This window comes from Syntrophotaleaceae bacterium (assembly GCA_041390365.1).
Classification (GTDB): domain Bacteria; phylum Desulfobacterota; class Desulfuromonadia; order Desulfuromonadales; family Syntrophotaleaceae; genus JAWKQB01.
Window position 1 is genome coordinate 44,296 of record JAWKQB010000002.1, and the last position, 19,551, is coordinate 63,846.

Consider the following 19,551-nt stretch of genomic DNA (forward strand, 5'->3'; position numbering starts at 1 on the left):
CCCGGAATATTCCCTTCACCTTTTATAGTTTTCTGGAAATCTCTGACGTAAACTTTACTGCGCCGCTTCGACGAGTTTGAATACTTTCCCCGTATTCCCCGCCGGCCCCCTGCTGTCCGCTGTCAGAACATAGACCTCGCCATCCCGGTCCTGACCGAAACTCAGCAGAAACATGCCCAGATCGCCCTGCGGCCGATTGGTAATTTGAAGCTCTTCAAACGGCCACGATCCCTCTGTTTTCGGTTCAGCCACATACAGGCGGCCGGGGAGGTGCTTGTGCCCCCCTTGAGAGGCATGCTCCTCGCCCCTGCTCCAAACACCGAAGAGATACTTGCCACCGAAATTACCCTGCATCGCCTTGCCCCGGTACACGTATCCGCCAATGACCACGAGGCCCAGGCCTTGCTCCTTGAAATGACTGCTGTTCCTGAATTCGATAACCGGCATGATCAAGGGGTCGCCTTCCTTCGGATGGCCGATGCCGACAGTTTTCGGGCATTCCGGCAAGGGCTGCGTCGGTGACCCCGCGTTGAAACAGTGGTTTCCCTCATAGACATTCCAGCCGTAGTTGCCCCCCTTTTTCACCACCGATATCTCCTCGAACATGTTCTGCCCGGCGTCCCCAACGATCAGGTCGTTATGGCCCCCCATATCGAAGGAAAAGCGGTAGGGGTTCCGCAGGCCGTAGGCATAGATCTCTTCCAGAACTCCCGGCACACCCTTGAAGGGGTTGTCCTTGGGAATCGCATAGGGTTTTTCCTTGGTTTGACTGTTCACGTCGATGCGAAGGATGCTCCCAAACAGATTGTTCTCGATGTCCTGGCCGTTGCCGCCTGCATTCACCTCGTACCAGTCCTCGACATGACCCTGGACCAGATGTTTGTCCTGATCGTCCCGATGGCCGCCGTCGCCCAGCGAAAGATACAAATATCCATCCGGTCCGAAAGCGACCGTGCCCCCATTGTGGTTCATGTACGGATGATCTATCCGCAACAGCACTTTTTCGGACCCGGGATCAGCCACATTCGGATTTTGGGTGCTGACCCGGAATTCGGAGAGGTGATTGGTATGATCGAAATTGTCCATCGCCTCCTGACGCAAAGGAGCGGTGTAGAAAACGAAAAAACGGCCGTTCCGGTCGAAGTCCGGGTGAAATGCCAAACCGAGAAGACCTCGTTCGTCATACGCTTCGTCGAGCTTGACCAAACGGTCCTGAATATTCAGAAACGGCTCCCTGATACGGGTTCCGTCGGGTTTGACGATCCAGATCTGGCCGGTCTGGTCGAGGATGAACAGGCGGCCCGTATCGTCAGGCGGTTCGGTCAGCATCAAGGGGTGCGTCAGCCCGTCGGCAACCGACACGAGAGACACCGAAAGTTTCGAAATTTGATCTTGGCTCAAAGCGGGGAGGGTATGGCCGAGCATGATCAGGACAAGCGCTAGCAATCTGCCTCTTGCTCTCATGTCGGTACCTCCGGTCATTATTGCCTGTTTGAGAGTTTGCCTGCATCGAATTTATGAGGGTTTATTTATGCTAGCGGGCGTAGCAGGCCTGTCAACGTTACCCGGCGGGATTTTTTTCTAATAAAACAAAGTGTTAGAACAAAATTTCTTTCGGCTTCTGCTTGACAAAGCCTGGAGGAAAGATAGGAGGAGAGATAGAGCAGAATAAGCACCTTCTAAAAAACGACCGGAGGTTTGCCATGAAGTTGACTGGACGGGCGATATCGGGAGGCCGTTTCCGGCGGCTCAGTTTTCCGCTGATCTTCCTTCTTCTGGCGGGTTGCTACATGATCTCCGGGAATCAGGGCGGCGGTGCGGCGGAATTTTCGCCGCCCAGAAAGGTCGATACGTCCGACGTGCTGCTTCCGGAGGGATACGAAATTGAGGTCGTCGCCAGGGGATTGACCTTTCCCGCGGGGATCGCTTTTGACGGCGAGGGCGTTCCCTACGTCATCGAGGCGGGTTACTCCTATGGCGAAGTGTTTCGGCCGGCCCGGCTTCTTCGGCTGAAACCCGACGGATCCTTTGACGTCATCGCGCAGGACGAGGGGAATGTCCCCTGGACGGGCCTGTCCTGGCACGAAGGAGCCTTTTATGTCGCCGCCAACGGACAGAAAAATCCGGACGGGGGAAAAATCCTGCGCATCGAAAATGACGGCCGCATCTCTGTGGTGGTCGACGGGCTCCCCGGACACGGCGACCATCAGACCAACGGACCGAACATCGGACCTGACGGCTACCTTTACTTCCTGCAGGGAACGGCCACCAACTCGGGAGTGGTCGGACTGGACAATTGGGAGATGGGGTGGCTCCGGCGTTTTCCGGATTATCACGACAAGGCGTGTCAGGATATCGTGCTGAGGGGGGAAAATTTCGTCACGAAAAAACCGCAAGGCATGAAAGGGGAAATGCTCGATAAAGACACCGAGGAGTTGGTGACGGGAGCCTTTGTGCCCTACGGCACGCCGACGACGGAGGGCCAGGTGATTCCGGGCGAATTCCCCTGCAGCGGTGCCATCATGAGGGTCCGCCCCGAAGGGGGAAAGCCTAACCTGGTCGCCTGGGGCTTCCGCAACCCCTTCTGGTTGGCCTTCTCCCCGGACGGACGGCTCTTCGCTACCGAAAACGGCTATGATGTTCGCGGAAGCCGGCCTGTGTTCGGCAGCGGCGACTTTCTGTGGGAGGTCCGGCCGGGCCTCTGGTACGGCTGGCCCGATTTTCAGGGAGGGCGACCCCTCGAGGACTGGAATCGCCTCTCCCCCTTTTCAAAAGATCCCCTCCGTCCCCTGCTGGCGGAATATCCCAATACTCCTCCTTCCCCGACGGCGGTCTTTGCCGTTCACTCTTCGGCCAACGGCTTCGATTTTTCCCGCAATTCCGATTTCGGAAGGAAAGGTAAAGCCTTTGTGGCCCAGTTCGGAGATATAACCCCTATGTCCGGCAAACTTCTCGCGCCTACCGGATTCCGGGTGGTCGAAGTGGATGTGGAAACCGGTGTCGTTCACGATTTCGCCGTCAATGCCGGTCCGGTGGGCGGCCCGGCCTCCTGGGGCGACACGGAAGGCCTCGAGCGGCCCGTCGCGGTCCGCTTTGATCCAGATGGAAGGGCGCTTTACCTGGTCGACTTCGGCGTCCTTACGGTGACCGACAAGGGCATGACTCCATTTCCAGAAACCGGCGTGATCTGGCGTATTCGCAGGAAGGAGGGGTGATATGTGCTGTTCGCGGTCTTTGATCCTGCTCCTGCTGTTCATGACCGGTTGCGGCAGCGCAAGACGCGGGGTTCCCCTGTACGGCCCAATGGAGATGAAGGATTCCGACGCGGTGCGGGGCGAACAGGTTTTCATGAGTCATTGCAATTCCTGTCATCCCCGGGGCGAGGCGGGGATCGGGTTTGCTCTGAACAATAAATGGCTGCCGGACTGGGCCATCCGCACCCAGGTGCGGGTCGGGGTTGGAGCGATGCCTGGATTTTCGGAAGAGATCATCAGCGACAGAGAACTGGAAGACATCATCGCTTACCTGGACTATATGCGCGATCGAAAGCCCTGATGCCGTCGAGCGGGTGGACCGGAATAGAGGGCTCTTTGATCATCATCGAAACGTCCACTCAAACTTGGGAACAGGAGCAATTTGATGGAAAGCCAAAAGCAGAAGATGGGCATGAGCTGGGGGCGCTTCGCGGCCATGATTGCCGTTTCGGTCTTCATCATGTTTTTCCTGATGTACCAGCTCGTCTACACTTTTGACCATGCATTGTTCAGCGTGAACCGGCTGATCGCCTCTTTTGTCATGGGTTGCGTCATGACAATCGTCATGCTGAGCTTCATGTGGTCCATGTATAAAGGAAAAGGTACAAAAGTCCTTGTTTTGGTTGTGGCCGCAGTGGCCGCCATCATCCTTCTCTGGATGAACAGGAGTCAAGTCGTGATCGGGGACGTCAGATTTATGAAAGCAATGATTCCCCACCATTCCATTGCCATTAACAATGCGCGGAAAGCGGACATCAGCGATCCGCGCGTCCGCGAATTGGCCGATGGCATCATCAAGTCACAGGTACTTGAAATAGAAGCGATGCAGCGGCTTCTTGAAGATATAGAGAGAAATGGAGAGCGAGGCACAGGAGACCTTCCCCCTCGTTCCACAGATGTGACGCAGGACATGGAAGCTGAAATCCAGAAAATGGTAAGGTAGTGTGTGTTTGACGTGACGTGCAGTGCAGGCAGAAACAGCCGGCAATCGTCTCACCCTTCATCAGTATGGCCGGGCATCTTTTTCTCTTCCCGCGGGACCTGCATCTGCAGGATGTCCTCCCGCAGAGTTCCGATCCTCTCCTCAATCCGCCGGATATCCTCAGGCTGGACGGACTTTTCCGCGTCCTGCCCGATAAAATAGCTGGCCAGCACCGCGGCGATATAACCCAGAACGCTGACTCCGTAGATCGATAGGATCAGGGCCAGGATCCGTCCTTCGGGAGTGACCGGCCAGTACTGGGAGCCGATGGTGGTCAGCAGCATTGCCGTCCACCAGAGCGCATCCCAGTAGGAGGTGAATCCGTCTCTAACCCCTTCGCCGGTTTCGAAGGCATACATCCCGGCTGCCCCCAAAAAGGCCGCAATGACAGTGATCATGGCCACGTAGGCAAAGCCCCGGCGCCGGATGGTGGCGCTCAGGGCCCGCATGGAGCGGCTGAAGGATGTCAACAGACGGGCCATCCTGATCCCGCGCACGACCGGTGCCATGCGGAGCAGGCGAAGGGCGGGGAAAATTCGCAGAATCCGGATGGCCGGGATGGCCAGGGACACCGCCACCAGCAGGTTGGCTTTCAGATAGGCCAATTTGTCCTTGGCCAGAAAGAGCTCCACAAGGAAATCCAGGATGAATATGCCCCAGATGACGTTGAAAACGCCGGTCATCACTGGATTCAGACCGTAAACCAGCTCCAGGATCAGCAGAGCCATCCAGAGGAAACCCAGGACGGCCATCACAGTCTCTATAATTCCTTTGCGCCTGATTTGCTTATCGTCGTCCTGCTTCATGCTGATCCTCAAGGGACGGGAGCGGGCTGTTGTGACGGCTTTCAAGAAGCGTACGAGTCAATTTGCGCTCCGCCGTTTCCGACCACCCCCAATTTCGAAAGTACAAAGAAGCAGGCGAAAAACAGGTAAAAGAGTGACGAGACGATGGCGACCGCGGTCATGGTCATCGTCGGGCGCAGGCCTTTCGGCATCAAGGCGTGGTTCATGTAAAGCGCCAGGAAACCGAGCAGCGGTATCTGAAACGCTTCGATGATTCCGGCAATCTGCAGCAGGATGACCGGACGTCCCACCCAGGCGAAGAGACCGAACGCTCCTCCGGCGACAAAAAGGATGAAAATCTTCCGTAATCCCTGAGCATTCAACCAGGCACTCTCCTTGAAGCCGAAGGATTTGAGCAGGATGTGGGTTCCGTTGCCCAGCAGGCGGGACCATCCGTCGGTGTTGGTGAGGGTGGTGTTGTAGAAACCGACCAGAACGCCGATGACCATGAACCAGAATCCCCATCGGCCCCAGGTATTGCCGAGCAGCTTGCCGAGCACCTCGGCGACCCGCCGCTCTTCCGGCACGACCCCCTCCGGCCGCAGCACCTCGGCTCCGAGGATCAGAAAAGCGGTCACGATCAGGGTTCCTCCGAGCACTCCAAGGGTATTGTCGATGGTCATCTCGTTGACCCAGCCCCGCAGGCGGGAGACATCCTCCTCGGTGTACTGCTCCTGTTTGCGAAGGATACCGGTCTTTTTAAACTGACCGGCCGCGCCGTAGCCTTTTGCCGGCAACCAGTAGGAGTACCAGAGCATGCCTGCCGCACCGGCCATGATGAAGCTCAGCCAGGGCACGATCTCCTGGTAGTCGACATCACTCGGCAGTCGGGGCAGGAGCCCTTCGACCAAATCGGCGGGGTCGGGGAAGACCCAAAGGGCGGCCGTGATCCCTACCATGGCCAGGATGATTGCCAGGACCGTGGCGACGTCCTCCAAAAGAGCATATTTGCCGAGCAGAAGGAACAGGGCGACGGAGCCGAGGATCACCCCCGACCAGAAAAGCAGGCTGCCCGGCAGAAACAGGATAACGGCAGTGGCCGCGGCAGAGGCCAGGCCGGCAATGGCGGCAACGGATACCACCAGTTGCGGGATGATGATCAGCCAGATTGCCCAGTTGCGGGGTCCGGGCAGGCTGGTAAAGCCGTCGATCAGGGATCCTCCAGAATTGACGGCGTATCTCCCAATCTCCCGGTTGATGACCCATTTGAAGGTCACGGCCAGGATCAGGGCCCAAAGGAAAAGGTAGCCGTAAAGGCTGCCGACCCGAGGCGGAAACAGAAGTTCACCGGCGCCGCCCGCCCCGGCCGCCAGCCAGACCACGCCCGGCCCCAACCAGAGAAACTTTTTTTTGAAGCCTCTGGGCGGCTTATGAATCTGGCTCCCCTTCCGCTTCGGTTTCTGCTGCGACATGACGCTCCTTTTCTCTACTGTCGGTTGGGTTTTGCCGTTAACAGCCACTCAGTCATTGCATCCGGCGCCCTCTGCTGCAGTTTTCTCCTTTAGCCCCGGCACGGATGACGGTAATACGGCCATTTGCTTCCAGAAAGGCTTTTCTAATCTCCTTGAGGTCCTCGACACCCTGCTCACGCAGTTGACTCCAGAGTTCTTCCTGAGAGATGAACTCCTTGCGGAGATTGGCGCCAATCAGTTTGCCATTTTCAACAAGGATCAGCGGCCCCGGATGTACCAGCCATTCGACTATGCGGAAATGGAATGCGAGGCGGTCGAGAATCCAGTTCCAGACCAGTATGACCATGACCAGCAGCATTCCGTCGACAACCGACTGATAATTGTCCGCCATTCCGTTCTGGGCCGCATCGGCGAGCAGTACCACCATCAGGATATCCGGCACCGATAGCATTCCGGCCTCGCGCCGCAGGATCAAGCGCAGCAGTATGAATATGCCGAGGTACATGATGCTGCCGCGTAGGACAATTTCCAGCAGCGGTGTATCGATAGAAAACATTCTGGGCAGGTCGGGTCCGATCAGCCATTCCATGGGGCACCTCGAACGCGGGGAAAAGTAAAAAAACCTTATCACTTCCGCCCGAATTTTCGGGTCGATCTTATATTAATTGCATTCGTGGTTACCGGCTGGATTCCCGATCCAAATCGCCTCGGTAATGATATTTTGGGAAACGGTCAATATAAAAAAATTTTATCTTACCGGCCGTCCTGCCCTTCGCCCTTTTACTTTCTATCGATAAACCGCTGAATTTCAGAATAAGAAAGATATAATCATTTTGTTCAAATGGAGGGTGCCAATGGAATATCATTCTTTTTCTGACGAAAACCGGGAGATAGCCGATCTGGTTCCGCAGGTTGTCTGGAGCGCCGATGCGAAAGGAAAGGTCACTTACTGCAATCGACAGCACCTGGAATTCGAGGGTATCTACCGGCTTCCCGACGGAACCTGGATATGGGAAGAGGCGCTGCATCCGGATGATCTGGATAAGACCGTCTCGATCTGGAAAAGGGCGGTTGAAACCGGGCAGACATATCATGTCGAGCACCGTCTGAGAAGAAAGGGCGGGATGTATCGCTGGTACCTGAGCCGGGCCCTGCCGATAAAAGAGCATGGCCAGGTTCTCGGATGGTTCGGGACGGCGACCGACATACACGACCTCAAGAACGCCGAACTGTTCAGGCGGGAGAGCGAGCGCCATCTGCGGGCATTTTTCGACAATGCGGCCGTGGGCATGGTGGAGATGGACCTCGATGGGCGATTTCTCCGGGTCAACGAGAAATTCTGCCAGATCAGCGGCTACACCGGCGAAGAGATCCTGCAGATGAACATGGTCGAACTCACCCACCCGGCGGATCGGGAGGCCGATCTGGAGGCTCTGCGGCGCTTCTGTGCTCAGGAGACATCCTTCTACGAAATCGAGAAGCGTTATCTGCGCAAGGATGGGAAGGTGGTCTGGATCCACGTATCGGCAGGCATGATTCGCCGAGAGGGGGAGGCGCCTCCGACACTGGCCGCCGTCGTCCGCGATATCACAGGTCAGAAACATGCCGAATCAGCCCAACAAGCAGCCGAACAGGAACTGGTACGAACGAAAAACCGTATGAAGACGGCTCTCGAAGCCGCAAAAATCGGCGCCTGGGAGATCGATCTGGTTCAGGGAACAGCGTGGCGAACAGCACTGCATGACCAGATATTTGGATATCCTTCGCTTCTACAGAATTGGAATTACGATATTTTTCTGAGCCACGTCATCCCTGAGGAAAGAGAAAAGGTCGACCGTCTGTTTCGCCAAGCCTGTTCTGAAAGCCTGCCCTGGACAGTCGAATGCCCCATTCGCAGAGCCGATGGCGAGATTCGCTGGATCTGGGTTCAGGGGCAGGTTCATCTGGACACGCAGGAAAAACCTGTCAGCATTTACGGTCTCGTGGCCGATGTCACCGAACGCAAAATGATGGAGAAAAACCTGAAGCAAGCGCAGGAAGTGGCCGAAGAGGCGAATCGGGCCAAAAGTGAATTTCTGGCGAACCTGAGTCATGAAATCCGCACGCCGATGACCGTTTTCCTGGCGGCTCTGGAGTTTCTCCGGCAACAGAATCAGAGCCCGGAGCAAAGCCATCTGTTGGAAATGGCCGAAAAATCCGCCCATCGCCTGCGAGCGCTGATCGAGGATATTCTGGATTTTTCCCGCATCGAGGCCCGGCGAATGGAAATCCGCGAACAGCCTTTTCCTCTGCGGGATTGTGTGCAATCGGCAGCCGAACTGTTCATGGAATCGGCTCGGCAAAAGCAACTCGGGCTTGCGGTCGACATTCCGCCCGGATTGCCGGAGTTGGTGATCGGAGATGCCGACCGCATCAGTCAGGTCCTGATCAACCTGATCAGCAATGCAATCAAATTCACCGAACGCGGAGAAGTCAAAGTGACGGTCGGTGCCGCAGAGGAGAGGTTGGTTTTTTCCGTGATCGATACCGGTTCCGGCATTCCCGAGGAAAAGCAGGCATTGCTGTTTGAGAGCTTTACCCAGGTGGAGGAGTCCAGAACCCGGCGGCATGGAGGTACCGGCCTCGGCCTGGCGATCAGCAAGGGGCTGGTGGAGTTGATGAATGGCCGAATCTGGGTGGAAAGCCGGCCCGGTGCAGGCAGCAGGTTCTCCTTTGCCCTGCCGTTGAAAACAGCCGGTGCTGCTGCAACAGTCCATGAGGCGCCTGAGCCGGTGCCCGCTAAACCGCACGCCAGGATTTTGCTGGTGGAGGATGAGCCGGCGGTACAGGAGATGATCAGGCTGATTCTGGAAAGGAGCAGCTACAAGGTTGACTCGGCAAAAACCGGAAGGGAAGCCATCGCCAGCTGGGAGCAAACCGATTTCGATCTGATCCTGATGGATATGCAGATGCCGGAAATGGACGGGTTGGAGGCGACCAGAACCATTCGAAGGATGGAAAAGGACTTGGGAAGGACGCACATCTGTATCGTTGCTCTGACAGCCCATGCCCGCCGGGAGGTTCAGGAGCAATGTATGGCAGCGGGGATGGACTCGTATCTCACCAAGCCGATCAGCAACAAGGCCCTTCTACACGCTATTGAAGACTGCCTTTCACGTTGAGGGCATGCAGAAAACCCCCGGTATCCACAACCGGGGGCCTTTGCTTGATCCCTTTCTGTTCCCTGTCTTACTCGACAATAACTTCATTCTCTTCAACCGCGCCGTTTCCTTCAATCGCGCCGTCCTCTTCCACAACGCCTTCTTCAAACATACCCTCTTCTTCCCAATAAGGGCTGACGCCGTAATATTCATCAACTTCAGTCAGCTGCTCGTCGGTCAGGGCGGTTTCGATATCCCCTTCAACCTGCTTGAGTTGATCCTGCTCTGTGGTCAGGATATAGACCATCTCGCGCAATGCAGGCGTTCCCTCGCCCACTTCATCGACGGGCACTTCAGCTCGCATGGCACTGAAGGGGACAATGTACTGCTCTTCGGCAACCCCCATGACTCCGCTGCCCGCAACAAGGACATATCCGACCTGGCCGGTTTTGAAATCAACAAGGACGTTTTCAATCTCCCCTATGGTCTCGTCATTCTGATTCCTGAGTTCAGTCCCGATCAGATGATCGGTCAGAATCAGGCTGCTCTTCTGCTGTTGAAACTGCCCCTGGTACTGTTCCTGACCGGTCTGCTGCGGGGCCGCCTGACCCTGTGCGCCGGATTCCTGATCTGCCGCAAAGACGGCAGGAACCATGAAGAGGCTTGATAAGAATAAAAATGCTGTTGCGATAACCGTTTTTTTCATGGATACACTCCTTGTTCTTCTTGGGTATCCTCCTGCCGAACATTCAATTGTCAATACGAAGATTCCTCTCGAAAGAAGTCCTTATTACTTCCCACCTTATCGAGCTTTCAGCATTTGTCAACGCTGTGGGGACGCTGGTTAATGAGTCTTTTTTCTAATGAAATCAATTGCTTATCTTCATTTAAAGGCTATCGTAGCGGGATGACTGGTATCATGGAGAAAAGGCGAAAGGAAAGCTGAGGTGAAAGATTGGCAAGGTTCGGTGAAAAAATTTTTAACCACTGCTTCCAACCTCGCGCATAGACGCCTGTTGAAAAATTCTTCTTATACGATAAGGGTTTAATAGGCGAATGCAAAGAAAGGAGAAAAACATGAAAAGAATTTTGGGCTTTCTGCTGTTGCTGTTTTCCATTTTTTCCCTGTCGGCCTGCAACACTCTCCAGGGAGCAGGTGAGGATATCGAACAGGCGGGGGAAGAACTGGATGAGGAGCTTTAACGACAAAAGCCCCCGAATCCCTCGGGGGCTAAAACAGGTCAGAGCAGCCTGCTGATCCTCTTTTGGAACGGAGTTTCTGTTTACACTCATTCCTCTTTTCCTTGTCCGTTTTCACCCCAGTTTTCGAATCCCGGCAGGATTGCCTCAAAAAATCCGTTTCGGATCAACTCGAGCACTATCTGCCATGTGCTGGCCTCGGGGCTCTCAACGGTGCCCGATAGATCGAAACGGGTGGCTGCCCTCTCCTGGGGGTTCTCCAAAATTTGGGCCAGAGCCTCGGTAAGTCCTTCCTTGATTTTGTCGATCAGCCCTTCTTCCTGCTCCTGCCGAGGATCATAAACGTCGACATCCCTGAAGAGTGGTTTGGCGTAGCCGTCGATCTGGCGGCCTCTGACCTCGATTTCGGAATAGTATGAAAAGATTCCTCCAACGACATCCATTCCCGTGTGTGCCCGCAGCAGGTCGTTCATGTCCGTCATCCGGGTGCCTGTGATCGCCACCAGCATGTCGAGGTCGGCGCCTTCCTTTATCGGCCGGAAAACGGCTCGCACGAAGGTGTCGCCGCTGTGCATGAACTGCCCCTCCAGGCGGACCTCCGCCTCGCCGGCGCGGAAGCGATTGGAGAGGTTTTTCACCTGCAGGTCGATGGCGTCCAGGGAAACCCGATAGGAAGGAGTCTGTGCTTTGTTGACGAAACCCAAGGCGCCCCGGGTCAGGCGCATGTTGTTCACCTTTAACCGCCATTCGCTCTCTTTGGCCTCCCCCAGGCCTTTCTTGGCTTTCTGCGCCCGCTGTTTCTCTTCCTCAGCGGTGGTCGCAGCATGCACGTAATCGACCTTGAGGCCGTCGATGGTTAGGTTGTCGAGGATAGCCTCCCTGACCCGGGGCGAATATTCAACCCGTCCGTCTCCGGCCAGGATTCCCCCCGTCAAATGAACGTTGGCCCGGGTGGTTACGGGGAGCAATTGCCCAAGAGGGATCTCCTTCACTTGGAGTCGGGCTTTCATTGTTGGATGCGGCTCGGCCAGGAAATTGGCGTTTCCCTCTATCAGACCGTGACCCTTCCCGAAAATATCAGCTTCCACGCGGAAAGGGGAGGGATAGGTTTCCTCGGGAGAATGGATGTTGCGGATGTTTCCGGCGGTCAGGTTGATCCGGTTCAATTCCAATGGTCGGTCAGGGTCCTGGTCGATGTAGGTCAGGCTGCCGTTGACGATCTCCACTCGGTTGATTTTCAGAGGATAGACGTTCTTGACGGCCTCCTGCCAGCCCCGCTCCTGAACCGGGGTCTCATCCTCGGCTTCGGCCCGCAATTGCCGCAGGTTGATGTGAAGTTGCGGTTTTTCCACAATCACGTCGGATACGAGATGGCCGGAAAGCAGTTCCCTCCAGTGCACGCTGGTCACGATGCGGGGGAAGACTGCGAGGGGCGGTTCGGGGTGGGCCTCCTGACGCAGCACCAGGTCATTGACCACGATAGCGGCACCGAAGGGGAAAATATCGATATCTCCGATCCGGATTTCGTACCCGTCCACAGCTTCGTTTATTTTTCGTTCCCCGTATCGCACCAAGTGGTCGTCGATAAGATTGGGGACCAGAATGACGATCAGGACTAAAGCGGCGAGAATGCCAAGGCTCCACAAGAGGACCGAGGAAATCCGGCCGCTGCTGAATCCCGGCTTTTTCATAGGAAGACCTGTCCTCGATATCTCTCAACCCGGAATCAGATCCCTGAAACGGCAGCCTGAGCCATTGGCCAAAAGAACCTCCAACTGTTTCGGTCGGGGGGTTGGTCAAACCGCTTGAAAACCACTCTAGCACTCGCTTCCGAGGTGTCAAGGCGGATCGATAAAGGGCTCAGGCAAGACCGAAGAGTTGTATTTTGAGAATTTATAATTACAGTCAAAGAACGGGCCGTTGGGAGGAATTTTGGACATTCCTGTATACTTGAGTAAACTTCCGGTAACGGCTTTACGGAGGATATTTCATGAAAAAACTGACAGCCGAAGAACTGCTGGCAGCACAGGGAACCCATAGGATAAGGCTGGTCGATGTGCGCTCCGTCGATGCCTACAACGGCTGGAGGTTCAATGGCGAGGCGCGGGGCGGTCATATCCGTGGAGCCCGCAGTCTGCCCGTCAAATGGCTGGACTATATCGATTGGCCTGAAATTATCCGGACCAAGAACATTCTGCCCGAACATGCAATCGTGGTTTACAGCGACAATCGGGAGCAGATGGAAAAGGTGGCCGGACAGTTTTCTCGAATCGGTTACCCCGACGTGGCCCTTTACCCCGGCCTGCTGGACGAATGGATGCCCGACCGGGACCTGCCGATGGAGTGCCTTCCAAACTATCGACATCTGGTTCCGGCCTCCTGGCTGGACGGTCTGCTGAAAACCGGCCGGGCCCCGGAGTATGACAATGACCGGTTCGTCCTCTGCCACGCCCATTATCAGAATCGCGCGGCTTACGAAAAAGGGCATATTCCGGGGGCGGTGGACCTGGATACCAATACGCTGGAATCACCGGACAACTGGAACCGGCGCAGCCCCGAAGAGCTGAAGCTGGCCCTGGAGGGCCTGGGTATCGCCCACGACACCACGGTGATCCTCTATGGACGTTTTTCGTTCCCCGACAACAACGATCCTTTTCCGGGCAGCGCCGCCGGGCACCTGGGTGCGATCCGCTGTGCGCTGATCATGATGTATGCCGGGGTCAAGGACGTGCGGGTTCTGAACGGAGGGCTGCAGTCGTGGATCGATGCCGGACTGCCGCTGAGTACCGAGGACACCCCCAGAAGGCCGGTGAGCGATTTCGGCGCGCCGATCCCTGGCCGAACCGAATTTATCGTGGATACGCCGCAGGCCAAAGAGATTCTGCAGACGCCCGGACAGAACCTGGTCAGCGTGCGGAGTTGGGACGAATTCATCGGCAAGGTCAGCGGCTACAACTATATCCAAAAGAAAGGCCGCATCCCGGGGGCGGTTTTTGGCAATTGCGGCAGCGACGCCTACCACATGGAAAATTACCGCAATCTCGACCATACCACCCGGGAGTATCATGAAATTGTCGATCTGTGGGCGGAGGTGGGAGTCACCCGGGAAACGTACAATGCATATTACTGCGGCACGGGCTGGCGGGGGAGCGAGGCCTTTTTCAACGCCTGGCTGATGGGTTGGCCGCGCATCAGCGTTTATGACGGAGGATGGTTCGAGTGGAGCGCCGACGAAAATAATCCTGTTGCCACGGGGGTTCCGTGATGGATTTTCACCTGGTCGCTGAAAAATTCACCCTGCGCAACTATCTTGCCGATATTCCCAGGGCGGAGCTGGTCGACACCGTTCTGGCCGGGCTGAAGGCCCCGCAGAAACGGATCAGCAGCCTGTTCCTCTATGATGCCGTGGGTTCCAAGCTGTTCGAAGAGATTACCCGTCTTCCTGAGTATTATCCGACGCGAACTGAAAAAAAACTCCTCCGCCGGTTTGCCCCTATTCTGGCGGCGGAATCCAAAGCCTGCAACATTGTCGAGATTGGCAGCGGTGACTGTTCCAAGATCTCGATTCTGCTGGGGGAAATCCCTTCGCACCGCTGGCATGCCGTCCGTTATACCCCGGTCGATGTCAGCCGCGAGGCGATCAGGGAGTCTGCCGAGGACCTCCAGGGGAAATTCCCCGGCATCCGGATTCACGGCATCGTGGCCGATTTCACCCGTCAACTGCATCATGTTCCCAACGGGCGAAATCGCCTTTTCTGTTTTCTGGGGGGCACCCTCGGCAATCTGTCCTGGGAACAGAATCGGCAGTTTTTCGAAGATCTCGGCCGGGTGATGCAGGCCGAAGACGCGCTGCTGCTGGGGGTCGATATGGTCAAACCGGTGGACATTCTGGAAAAAGCCTATAATGACAGCCAGGGAGTGACGGCCGCCTTCAATCGCAATATTCTCAACGTGATCAACCGGCTGGTGGGAACGGACTTCGAGCCTTCCAGTTTTGAGCATCTTGCCTTTTTCAACCAGACGCAAAGCCGCATCGAGATGCACCTGAAGGCGACCCGGGAGATGCGGATATCCTGTCCCGATCTGCAAGAGGGGATTGTGATCCAGGAGGAGGAAACAATCCATACCGAGAATTCTCACAAATACAGCCCGCAGGATATCGAGGAATTCGCCTCCATCGGCGGGCTGCAGGTCAAGGACTGCCTGACGGATGAAAACCGCTGGTTCTCCCTGATTCACTTCTGCAAAAAGTAGAGACATGCTGGATCTGCCAAAGATAAGAGAATGCTTCCCGATTCTGACCAGGAATATCTGCGGGAAACCTCTGGTTTACCTGGACAACGCCGCCACCACCCAGAAACCCCGGCAGGTGCTGGACAAACTTTTGGAATTCTATCTTTCCTGCAACAGCAATATTCATCGGGGAGTCCATACCCTGAGCGAGCAGGCCAGCGGAGTCTACGAGGATGCGCGGGAAAATGTCCGGCAGTTCATCCATGCCGCCGAACCGGCCGAAATCGTTTTCACCCGGGGAGCCACCGAGTCGATCAATCTGGTGGCGGCTTCCTTCGGCGAGGTGTTTGTTGGAAAAGAAGACGAGATCCTGGTGACCGAGATGGAGCACCATTCCAACCTGGTGCCCTGGCAGAATCTCTGCAAGCGCCGCGGGGCGGTTCTCAAAGCGGTCCCGTTCAATGATGACGGCACCCTGGCCCTCGACCAGCTGGAATCGATGCTTACTCCCCGAACCCGCCTGCTGGCCCTGACTTATGTCTCCAATGCCCTCGGACAGATCAATCCGGTCGGAGAGATCGTCGCGCAGGCTCATGCGAAACAGGTTCCGGTGCTGATCGACGGGGCCCAGGCGGTCCAGCACCTGCCGGTCGACGTGCAGGAGCTCGACTGCGACTTTTTCGTTTTTTCCGGTCACAAGATGTATGCCTCCACCGGGATCGGAGTTCTTTATGGCAAGCGCCGATGGCTGGAGCAACTGCCGCCCTGGCAGTATGGCGGCGGCATGATCGAAAGGGTCGATCTGGAAGAAACCACCTTTGGCGCCCTTCCCCAGAAATTCGAGGCGGGGACGCCGCACGTGGCGGGCGCCGTCAGCCTGGCAGCGGCCATCGACTTCATCCGGGAGATCGGTATCGGGGCGATTGCAGATCACGAAGCCGATCTGATGAATTACGCTGTCCGGCAGTTGCAGGCGGTTGCGGACCTGACCCTGTACGGCAACGGGGGTCGCCGCTGCGGCGCCGTCTCCTTCAACCTCAAAGGGCTCCACCCGTACGACGTCGGCATGATTTTGGACAAAATGGGCATCGCGGTCAGGACCGGAGCCCATTGTGCCGAACCGGTGATGAGGCACTACGGCATCGGCGGGACTCTGAGGGCCAGTTTTGGTCTGTACAACACCCGCGAGGAGATCAACAGCCTGATCTTCGGTCTGGAGAAGGCGCGCAAGCTGCTTGGTTGATCGAAAGAGCAATAGTCCGATTTCGATCCCGATATCGATTTCGACTTTAAAGGAAGAACAGTGAGAACTGGGATGACGATCAACGAAGTGCAGGACAGGATCATCGTAGAAATGGCTGCATGCGGGGAATGGTTTGATAAGTACGAATATTTGATCGACCAGGGAAGAAAGCTGGATGCCCTCGAGGACCGATTCAGGACAGAAGAGAACCTGATCCCCGGTTGCCAGTCCCGGGTCTGGCTGCATGCCGAGGGCATCTATGGAAAAATCCGATTTTCGGCCGATAGCGACACCCTCATCACCAAAGGAATGATCGCCCTGCTGCTCCGGGTTCTGAACGACCGACCTGCCGAGGAGATCTGCTCAGCAGACCTCTATTTCATCCGGGAAACCGGTTTGAGTACCAATCTCTCGCCATCCCGGGCCAACGGTCTGGCATCCATCGTCCTGCAGATGAAACGTCAGGCCGAATCCGGTTCCTGATGGATTGAATCAGGCGGCGCTGTTTCCGTCAGGGCCCATTATTTCCAAAGGTCCGGATGCCAGCAACTTTTCCAGCTCTTCCGGTGGCAGCGGCCTGCTGAACAGGTAGCCCTGCATCTCCTCGCACTGAAGCCGCTGCAGCAGCTCAACCTGGCTCCGTGTTTCGACCCCTTCTGCAACAGTTCGCAAACCGAGACTTTTGGCCATGGCGAGGATCGTGCGGACAATGGCGGTATCATTTTCATCGGTCATCAGACCGCTGACAAAGCTTCGATCTATTTTAATTTCATCAATGGGAAAACGCTTCAGGTAGCTCAGTGAGGAATAGCCCGTACCGAAATCGTCGATGGAAATCAGCAATCCCAACCGTTTCAGCCGCTTCAGCTTGTCGATATGCACCTCCACGTCCTGCATCAGCACGGTCTCGGTCAATTCCAAACCGAGCCATTCGGCCCGCAAACCCGTTTCCAGAAGAACCCTCTCGACCTTTTCGAAAAAGTCTTTCTCCAGAAACTGTCTGGCAGAAACGTTGACCCAGACCCGCAGCGGGGTGAACCCTTTTTCCTGCCAGGCTTGGGCTGTCTGACAGGCCTTGTGCAAAACCCACCGGCCGACCTCGAGGATCCTTCCGGTTTCTTCAAGGATGGGAACGAAAAGGTTGGGTGAAACGGGGCCCGGGTCCGGGGTCCAGCGCAGCAGAGCCTCTACACCTGCGATTTGGCCTGTACCCGAATCCACCCGCGGCTGATAGTGAAGGAAAAATTCGTTATCCGCCACGGCTTTTTGCAGACACTTTTCCAATTGAAGACGTTGACTCAAACGTTCTTCCATTGCAGAAGCAAAAAAGCTGAAGCTGTTTTTTCCCGTTTCCTTACAGCTGTACATGGCCATATCGGCTTTTTTCAGCAGGTCTTCGGGGTTTTCTCCACCATCGGCGGGAAATACAGTTATGCCGAGGCTGAAGGTGACCATGAGCTGGTTGTTGCCGATGAGGAACGGTTTTTCAAAAGCCTGTTCAAGCTTTTGCAGCAGGTTGGAAATTCCTTTGGAATCGGCAAAATTTTCCAGCAGAATGACGAATTCATCTCCGTAAAGACGGCCGACCGTATCGCATTGTCTGACAATGGCCGCCAGCCGAAGGGCCACCTCGCGAATAAGCAGATTGCCGGCCTCATGACCCAGACTGTCGTTAACCGACTTGAACTTGTCGAGGTCAAGCAGCACCACCGCCAGATGGCTGCCGCTATTCGCTGTTGCCGCCATGGCCTGACTCAAACGCTCAAGAAGCAGAGCTCGGTTGGGAAGACCAGTGAGTTCGTCATGGCTTGCCTGATGGATCAGTTGATCCTCGAAAAGCTTGCGCTCGGTAATGTCCCGGATCACTGCCAGAACAAATTTTTCCCTTCCCAGGTTCCCCCAGGAGAGGGAGAGCTCGATGGGGAAGATGTAGCCGGAGCTGTGCAGGGCCTGCAATTCCAAGGTTTTACCCATCGCTTCGCCTGATCCGTTGCCGGCGAAAAATTGACCGATGTGTTCCTGATGGTTTTCGCGCAGACTCTCCGGCAGCAGAAGATCGACGGGTGCATTCAGCATCTCGGCCTGCCCGCGGCCGAAAATTTTCTCCGCTCCCGGATTGAACAGGGTGATGCGGCCGAGGGGATTGATGGCGACCATGGCGTCCTTGCTCGACTCCACCACGGTGCGGAACAGCATTTCACTTTTGCGCAACGCTTTTTCGGCCCGTTTGATCCTGGTCACGTCCCAGAAGACTTCGAGGACCTCAGCCGGATGGTGATCCTTATCCCAGCTTATGACATGAGAGGCGGTTTTGAAGAAATGCACTTCTCCATCCACTGCTTCGATTTCGAGTAGCTGTTCATGGGACTTGCCGTCTTTCAGGGCTGCCATCGTGGGGCAGTCGAAAGGCTGCTGCCGATTGATGGCCTTTTCAAAAAGGGAACAGCATTTCCGGGCAAGAATCTCCCGGCCAAAGGTTTTTTCGGCGGAATTGTTGGCCCAGATGACATCCAGGTTCTGGTTCACCACCCGGATCGGATCCCCGATGGAATGGAGGATGACCCGGAGTTTTTCCTCACTGGCCCTGAGGTCATTTTCGGCCCGGATGCGGGCTGTTGCATCGGAAATTCTTTCCGCTACCAGTTCCACCCGGCCGCTTTCATCAAAGACCGGAAAGGCCTGGATTTCGACGAACCCGATCTGCGGGTTTTCCTTGATCCGCGTGACCGGTTTTCCCGTCTCGAAGACTTGCCGGACATGGCAGGTTTCACAAGGGCCATCCTGTCCGGGATAAAAAACTTCGTAACATCGAGCCAGGTTTCGCCGCTTTTCCTGAGGAACGTAGTCATAAATCCGTCCCCAGTTCGAAAAATGGATCCTGTAATCTCTGTCTATGAGGTTGATGTGGTCGGGAATGTCCTTGATTAATTTTTGGATCAGGGCTTGCTGGCGAAGGGGGCGGGCCAGATTCGTTCTCAGTCTGCGCATGCCCCAGAGGATGCAGAAAGTCACGAGAAGCAACTGGAAAGAGCCGATGAGCAGAAGCAGGCTGGTCTGAATACCTGGATCGACGTTGGTTTTGGTCCAAATAGAGAGAAGAATCCCGCCGGGAATGGACATCAGGGAGAGAAAAGCCGGTAAAAATGCGCTAGCGTATGACGCTTTACCAGGTTCAGAGGAATTTTTATCGAAATCCACAGGCGTTATCCATGGCGGTCCTGTCAGGAAATTGCCGGTGACCT

General features: G+C 55.8%; 16 protein-coding genes. 9 read left to right on the forward strand and 7 right to left on the reverse strand.

From position 1 onward, the window contains the following. Window positions 1-54: 54 nt before the first annotated feature. Window positions 55-1,464, reverse strand: coding sequence for a PQQ-dependent sugar dehydrogenase (locus tag R2940_07570; protein ID MEZ4599632.1), 1,410 nt, complete (start codon window positions 1,462-1,464; stop codon window positions 55-57). Window positions 1,465-1,703: 239 nt separating this feature from the next. On the opposite strand from R2940_07570, the gene R2940_07575 reads away from it, so the two are divergent. From R2940_07575 to R2940_07585, 3 genes are all read left to right on the forward strand, one after another. After that, complete coding sequence (locus tag R2940_07575; protein ID MEZ4599633.1) at window positions 1,704-3,215, forward strand: hypothetical protein; 1,512 nt, start codon at window positions 1,704-1,706, stop codon at window positions 3,213-3,215. A gap of 1 nt (window position 3,216) precedes the next feature. After that, entirely contained in the window at window positions 3,217-3,555 is a 339-nt protein-coding gene (locus R2940_07580) for a cytochrome c (protein MEZ4599634.1), read from the forward strand. 84 nt (window positions 3,556-3,639) lie between these two features. Continuing rightward, complete coding sequence (locus tag R2940_07585; protein ID MEZ4599635.1) at window positions 3,640-4,197, forward strand: DUF305 domain-containing protein; 558 nt, start codon at window positions 3,640-3,642, stop codon at window positions 4,195-4,197. 50 nt (window positions 4,198-4,247) lie between these two features. Here R2940_07585 and R2940_07590 read toward each other — a convergent pair whose 3' ends face one another. From R2940_07590 to R2940_07600, 3 genes are all read right to left on the reverse strand, one after another. Then, a complete protein-coding gene (locus R2940_07590) occupies window positions 4,248-4,988 on the reverse strand; it encodes an ion transporter (protein MEZ4599636.1) in 741 nt (246 codons plus the stop codon). A 95-nt stretch (window positions 4,989-5,083) separates the two neighbouring features. Continuing rightward, window positions 5,084-6,493, reverse strand: coding sequence for an Nramp family divalent metal transporter (locus R2940_07595; protein ID MEZ4599637.1), 1,410 nt, complete (start codon window positions 6,491-6,493; stop codon window positions 5,084-5,086). Between the two features lie 52 nt (window positions 6,494-6,545). After that, window positions 6,546-7,082 (reverse strand): DUF421 domain-containing protein, encoded by a 537-nt coding sequence (locus R2940_07600; protein MEZ4599638.1) that lies wholly within the window; start codon window positions 7,080-7,082, stop codon window positions 6,546-6,548. Between the two features lie 265 nt (window positions 7,083-7,347). Here R2940_07600 and R2940_07605 point away from each other — a divergent pair, with 265 nt between their 5' ends. Beyond that, window positions 7,348-9,654 (forward strand): PAS domain S-box protein, encoded by a 2,307-nt coding sequence (locus tag R2940_07605; protein ID MEZ4599639.1) that lies wholly within the window; start codon window positions 7,348-7,350, stop codon window positions 9,652-9,654. Between the two features lie 67 nt (window positions 9,655-9,721). On the opposite strand, the gene R2940_07610 is transcribed toward R2940_07605, so the two are convergent. Next, on the reverse strand, window positions 9,722-10,393 hold the full coding sequence (locus R2940_07610) for a PRC-barrel domain-containing protein (protein MEZ4599640.1): 672 nt from the start codon (window positions 10,391-10,393) through the stop codon (window positions 9,722-9,724). A gap of 317 nt (window positions 10,394-10,710) precedes the next feature. Between R2940_07610 and R2940_07615 the strand changes: the two genes are divergently transcribed. Beyond that, window positions 10,711-10,836, forward strand: a complete 126-nt coding sequence (locus tag R2940_07615; protein ID MEZ4599641.1) for an entericidin EcnAB — start codon at window positions 10,711-10,713, stop codon at window positions 10,834-10,836. Window positions 10,837-10,922: 86 nt separating this feature from the next. On the opposite strand, the gene R2940_07620 is transcribed toward R2940_07615, so the two are convergent. Further along, window positions 10,923-12,524, reverse strand: coding sequence for a DUF748 domain-containing protein (locus R2940_07620; GenBank protein ID MEZ4599642.1), 1,602 nt, complete (start codon window positions 12,522-12,524; stop codon window positions 10,923-10,925). Window positions 12,525-12,823: 299 nt separating this feature from the next. Between R2940_07620 and R2940_07625 the strand changes: the two genes are divergently transcribed. The 4 genes from R2940_07625 (at window position 12,824) to R2940_07640 (ending at window position 16,792) form a co-directional block, all read left to right on the forward strand. Next, window positions 12,824-14,098, forward strand: a complete 1,275-nt coding sequence (locus R2940_07625; GenBank protein MEZ4599643.1) for a rhodanese-like domain-containing protein — start codon at window positions 12,824-12,826, stop codon at window positions 14,096-14,098. Further along, a complete protein-coding gene (gene egtD / locus R2940_07630) occupies window positions 14,098-15,087 on the forward strand; it encodes an L-histidine N(alpha)-methyltransferase (GenBank protein ID MEZ4599644.1) in 990 nt (329 codons plus the stop codon). The genes R2940_07625 and egtD overlap by 1 nt, the downstream gene beginning before the upstream one ends. A 4-nt stretch (window positions 15,088-15,091) precedes the next feature. Next, window positions 15,092-16,309 (forward strand): cysteine desulfurase, encoded by a 1,218-nt coding sequence (locus R2940_07635; protein MEZ4599645.1) that lies wholly within the window; start codon window positions 15,092-15,094, stop codon window positions 16,307-16,309. Window positions 16,310-16,381: 72 nt separating this feature from the next. Then, on the forward strand, window positions 16,382-16,792 hold the full coding sequence (locus R2940_07640) for a SufE family protein (protein ID MEZ4599646.1): 411 nt from the start codon (window positions 16,382-16,384) through the stop codon (window positions 16,790-16,792). A 9-nt stretch (window positions 16,793-16,801) separates the two neighbouring features. Here R2940_07640 and R2940_07645 read toward each other — a convergent pair whose 3' ends face one another. Continuing rightward, the gene (locus R2940_07645; protein MEZ4599647.1) at window positions 16,802-19,429 is read right to left on the reverse strand and encodes an EAL domain-containing protein; all 2,628 of its coding nucleotides are present in this window, start codon (window positions 19,427-19,429) and stop codon (window positions 16,802-16,804) included. Window positions 19,430-19,551: the final 122 nt, after the last annotated feature.

Coding starts and splice junctions, on each gene's coding strand:
- R2940_07570 (MEZ4599632.1), bottom strand. CDS start 1,464: ATGAGAGCAAGAGGCAGATTGCTAGCGCTTGTCCTGATCATGCTCGGC.
- R2940_07575 (MEZ4599633.1), top strand. CDS start 1,704: ATGAAGTTGACTGGACGGGCGATATCGGGAGGCCGTTTCCGGCGGCTC.
- R2940_07580 (MEZ4599634.1), top strand. CDS start 3,217: ATGTGCTGTTCGCGGTCTTTGATCCTGCTCCTGCTGTTCATGACCGGT.
- R2940_07585 (MEZ4599635.1), top strand. CDS start 3,640: ATGGAAAGCCAAAAGCAGAAGATGGGCATGAGCTGGGGGCGCTTCGCG.
- R2940_07590 (MEZ4599636.1), bottom strand. CDS start 4,988: ATGGCCGTCCTGGGTTTCCTCTGGATGGCTCTGCTGATCCTGGAGCTG.
- R2940_07595 (MEZ4599637.1), bottom strand. CDS start 6,493: ATGTCGCAGCAGAAACCGAAGCGGAAGGGGAGCCAGATTCATAAGCCG.
- R2940_07600 (MEZ4599638.1), bottom strand. CDS start 7,082: ATGGAATGGCTGATCGGACCCGACCTGCCCAGAATGTTTTCTATCGAT.
- R2940_07605 (MEZ4599639.1), top strand. CDS start 7,348: ATGGAATATCATTCTTTTTCTGACGAAAACCGGGAGATAGCCGATCTG.
- R2940_07615 (MEZ4599641.1), top strand. CDS start 10,711: ATGAAAAGAATTTTGGGCTTTCTGCTGTTGCTGTTTTCCATTTTTTCC.
- R2940_07620 (MEZ4599642.1), bottom strand. CDS start 12,524: ATGAAAAAGCCGGGATTCAGCAGCGGCCGGATTTCCTCGGTCCTCTTG.
- R2940_07625 (MEZ4599643.1), top strand. CDS start 12,824: ATGAAAAAACTGACAGCCGAAGAACTGCTGGCAGCACAGGGAACCCAT.
- egtD (MEZ4599644.1), top strand. CDS start 14,098: ATGGATTTTCACCTGGTCGCTGAAAAATTCACCCTGCGCAACTATCTT.
- R2940_07635 (MEZ4599645.1), top strand. CDS start 15,092: ATGCTGGATCTGCCAAAGATAAGAGAATGCTTCCCGATTCTGACCAGG.
- R2940_07640 (MEZ4599646.1), top strand. CDS start 16,382: ATGACGATCAACGAAGTGCAGGACAGGATCATCGTAGAAATGGCTGCA.
- R2940_07645 (MEZ4599647.1), bottom strand. CDS start 19,429: ATGTCCATTCCCGGCGGGATTCTTCTCTCTATTTGGACCAAAACCAAC.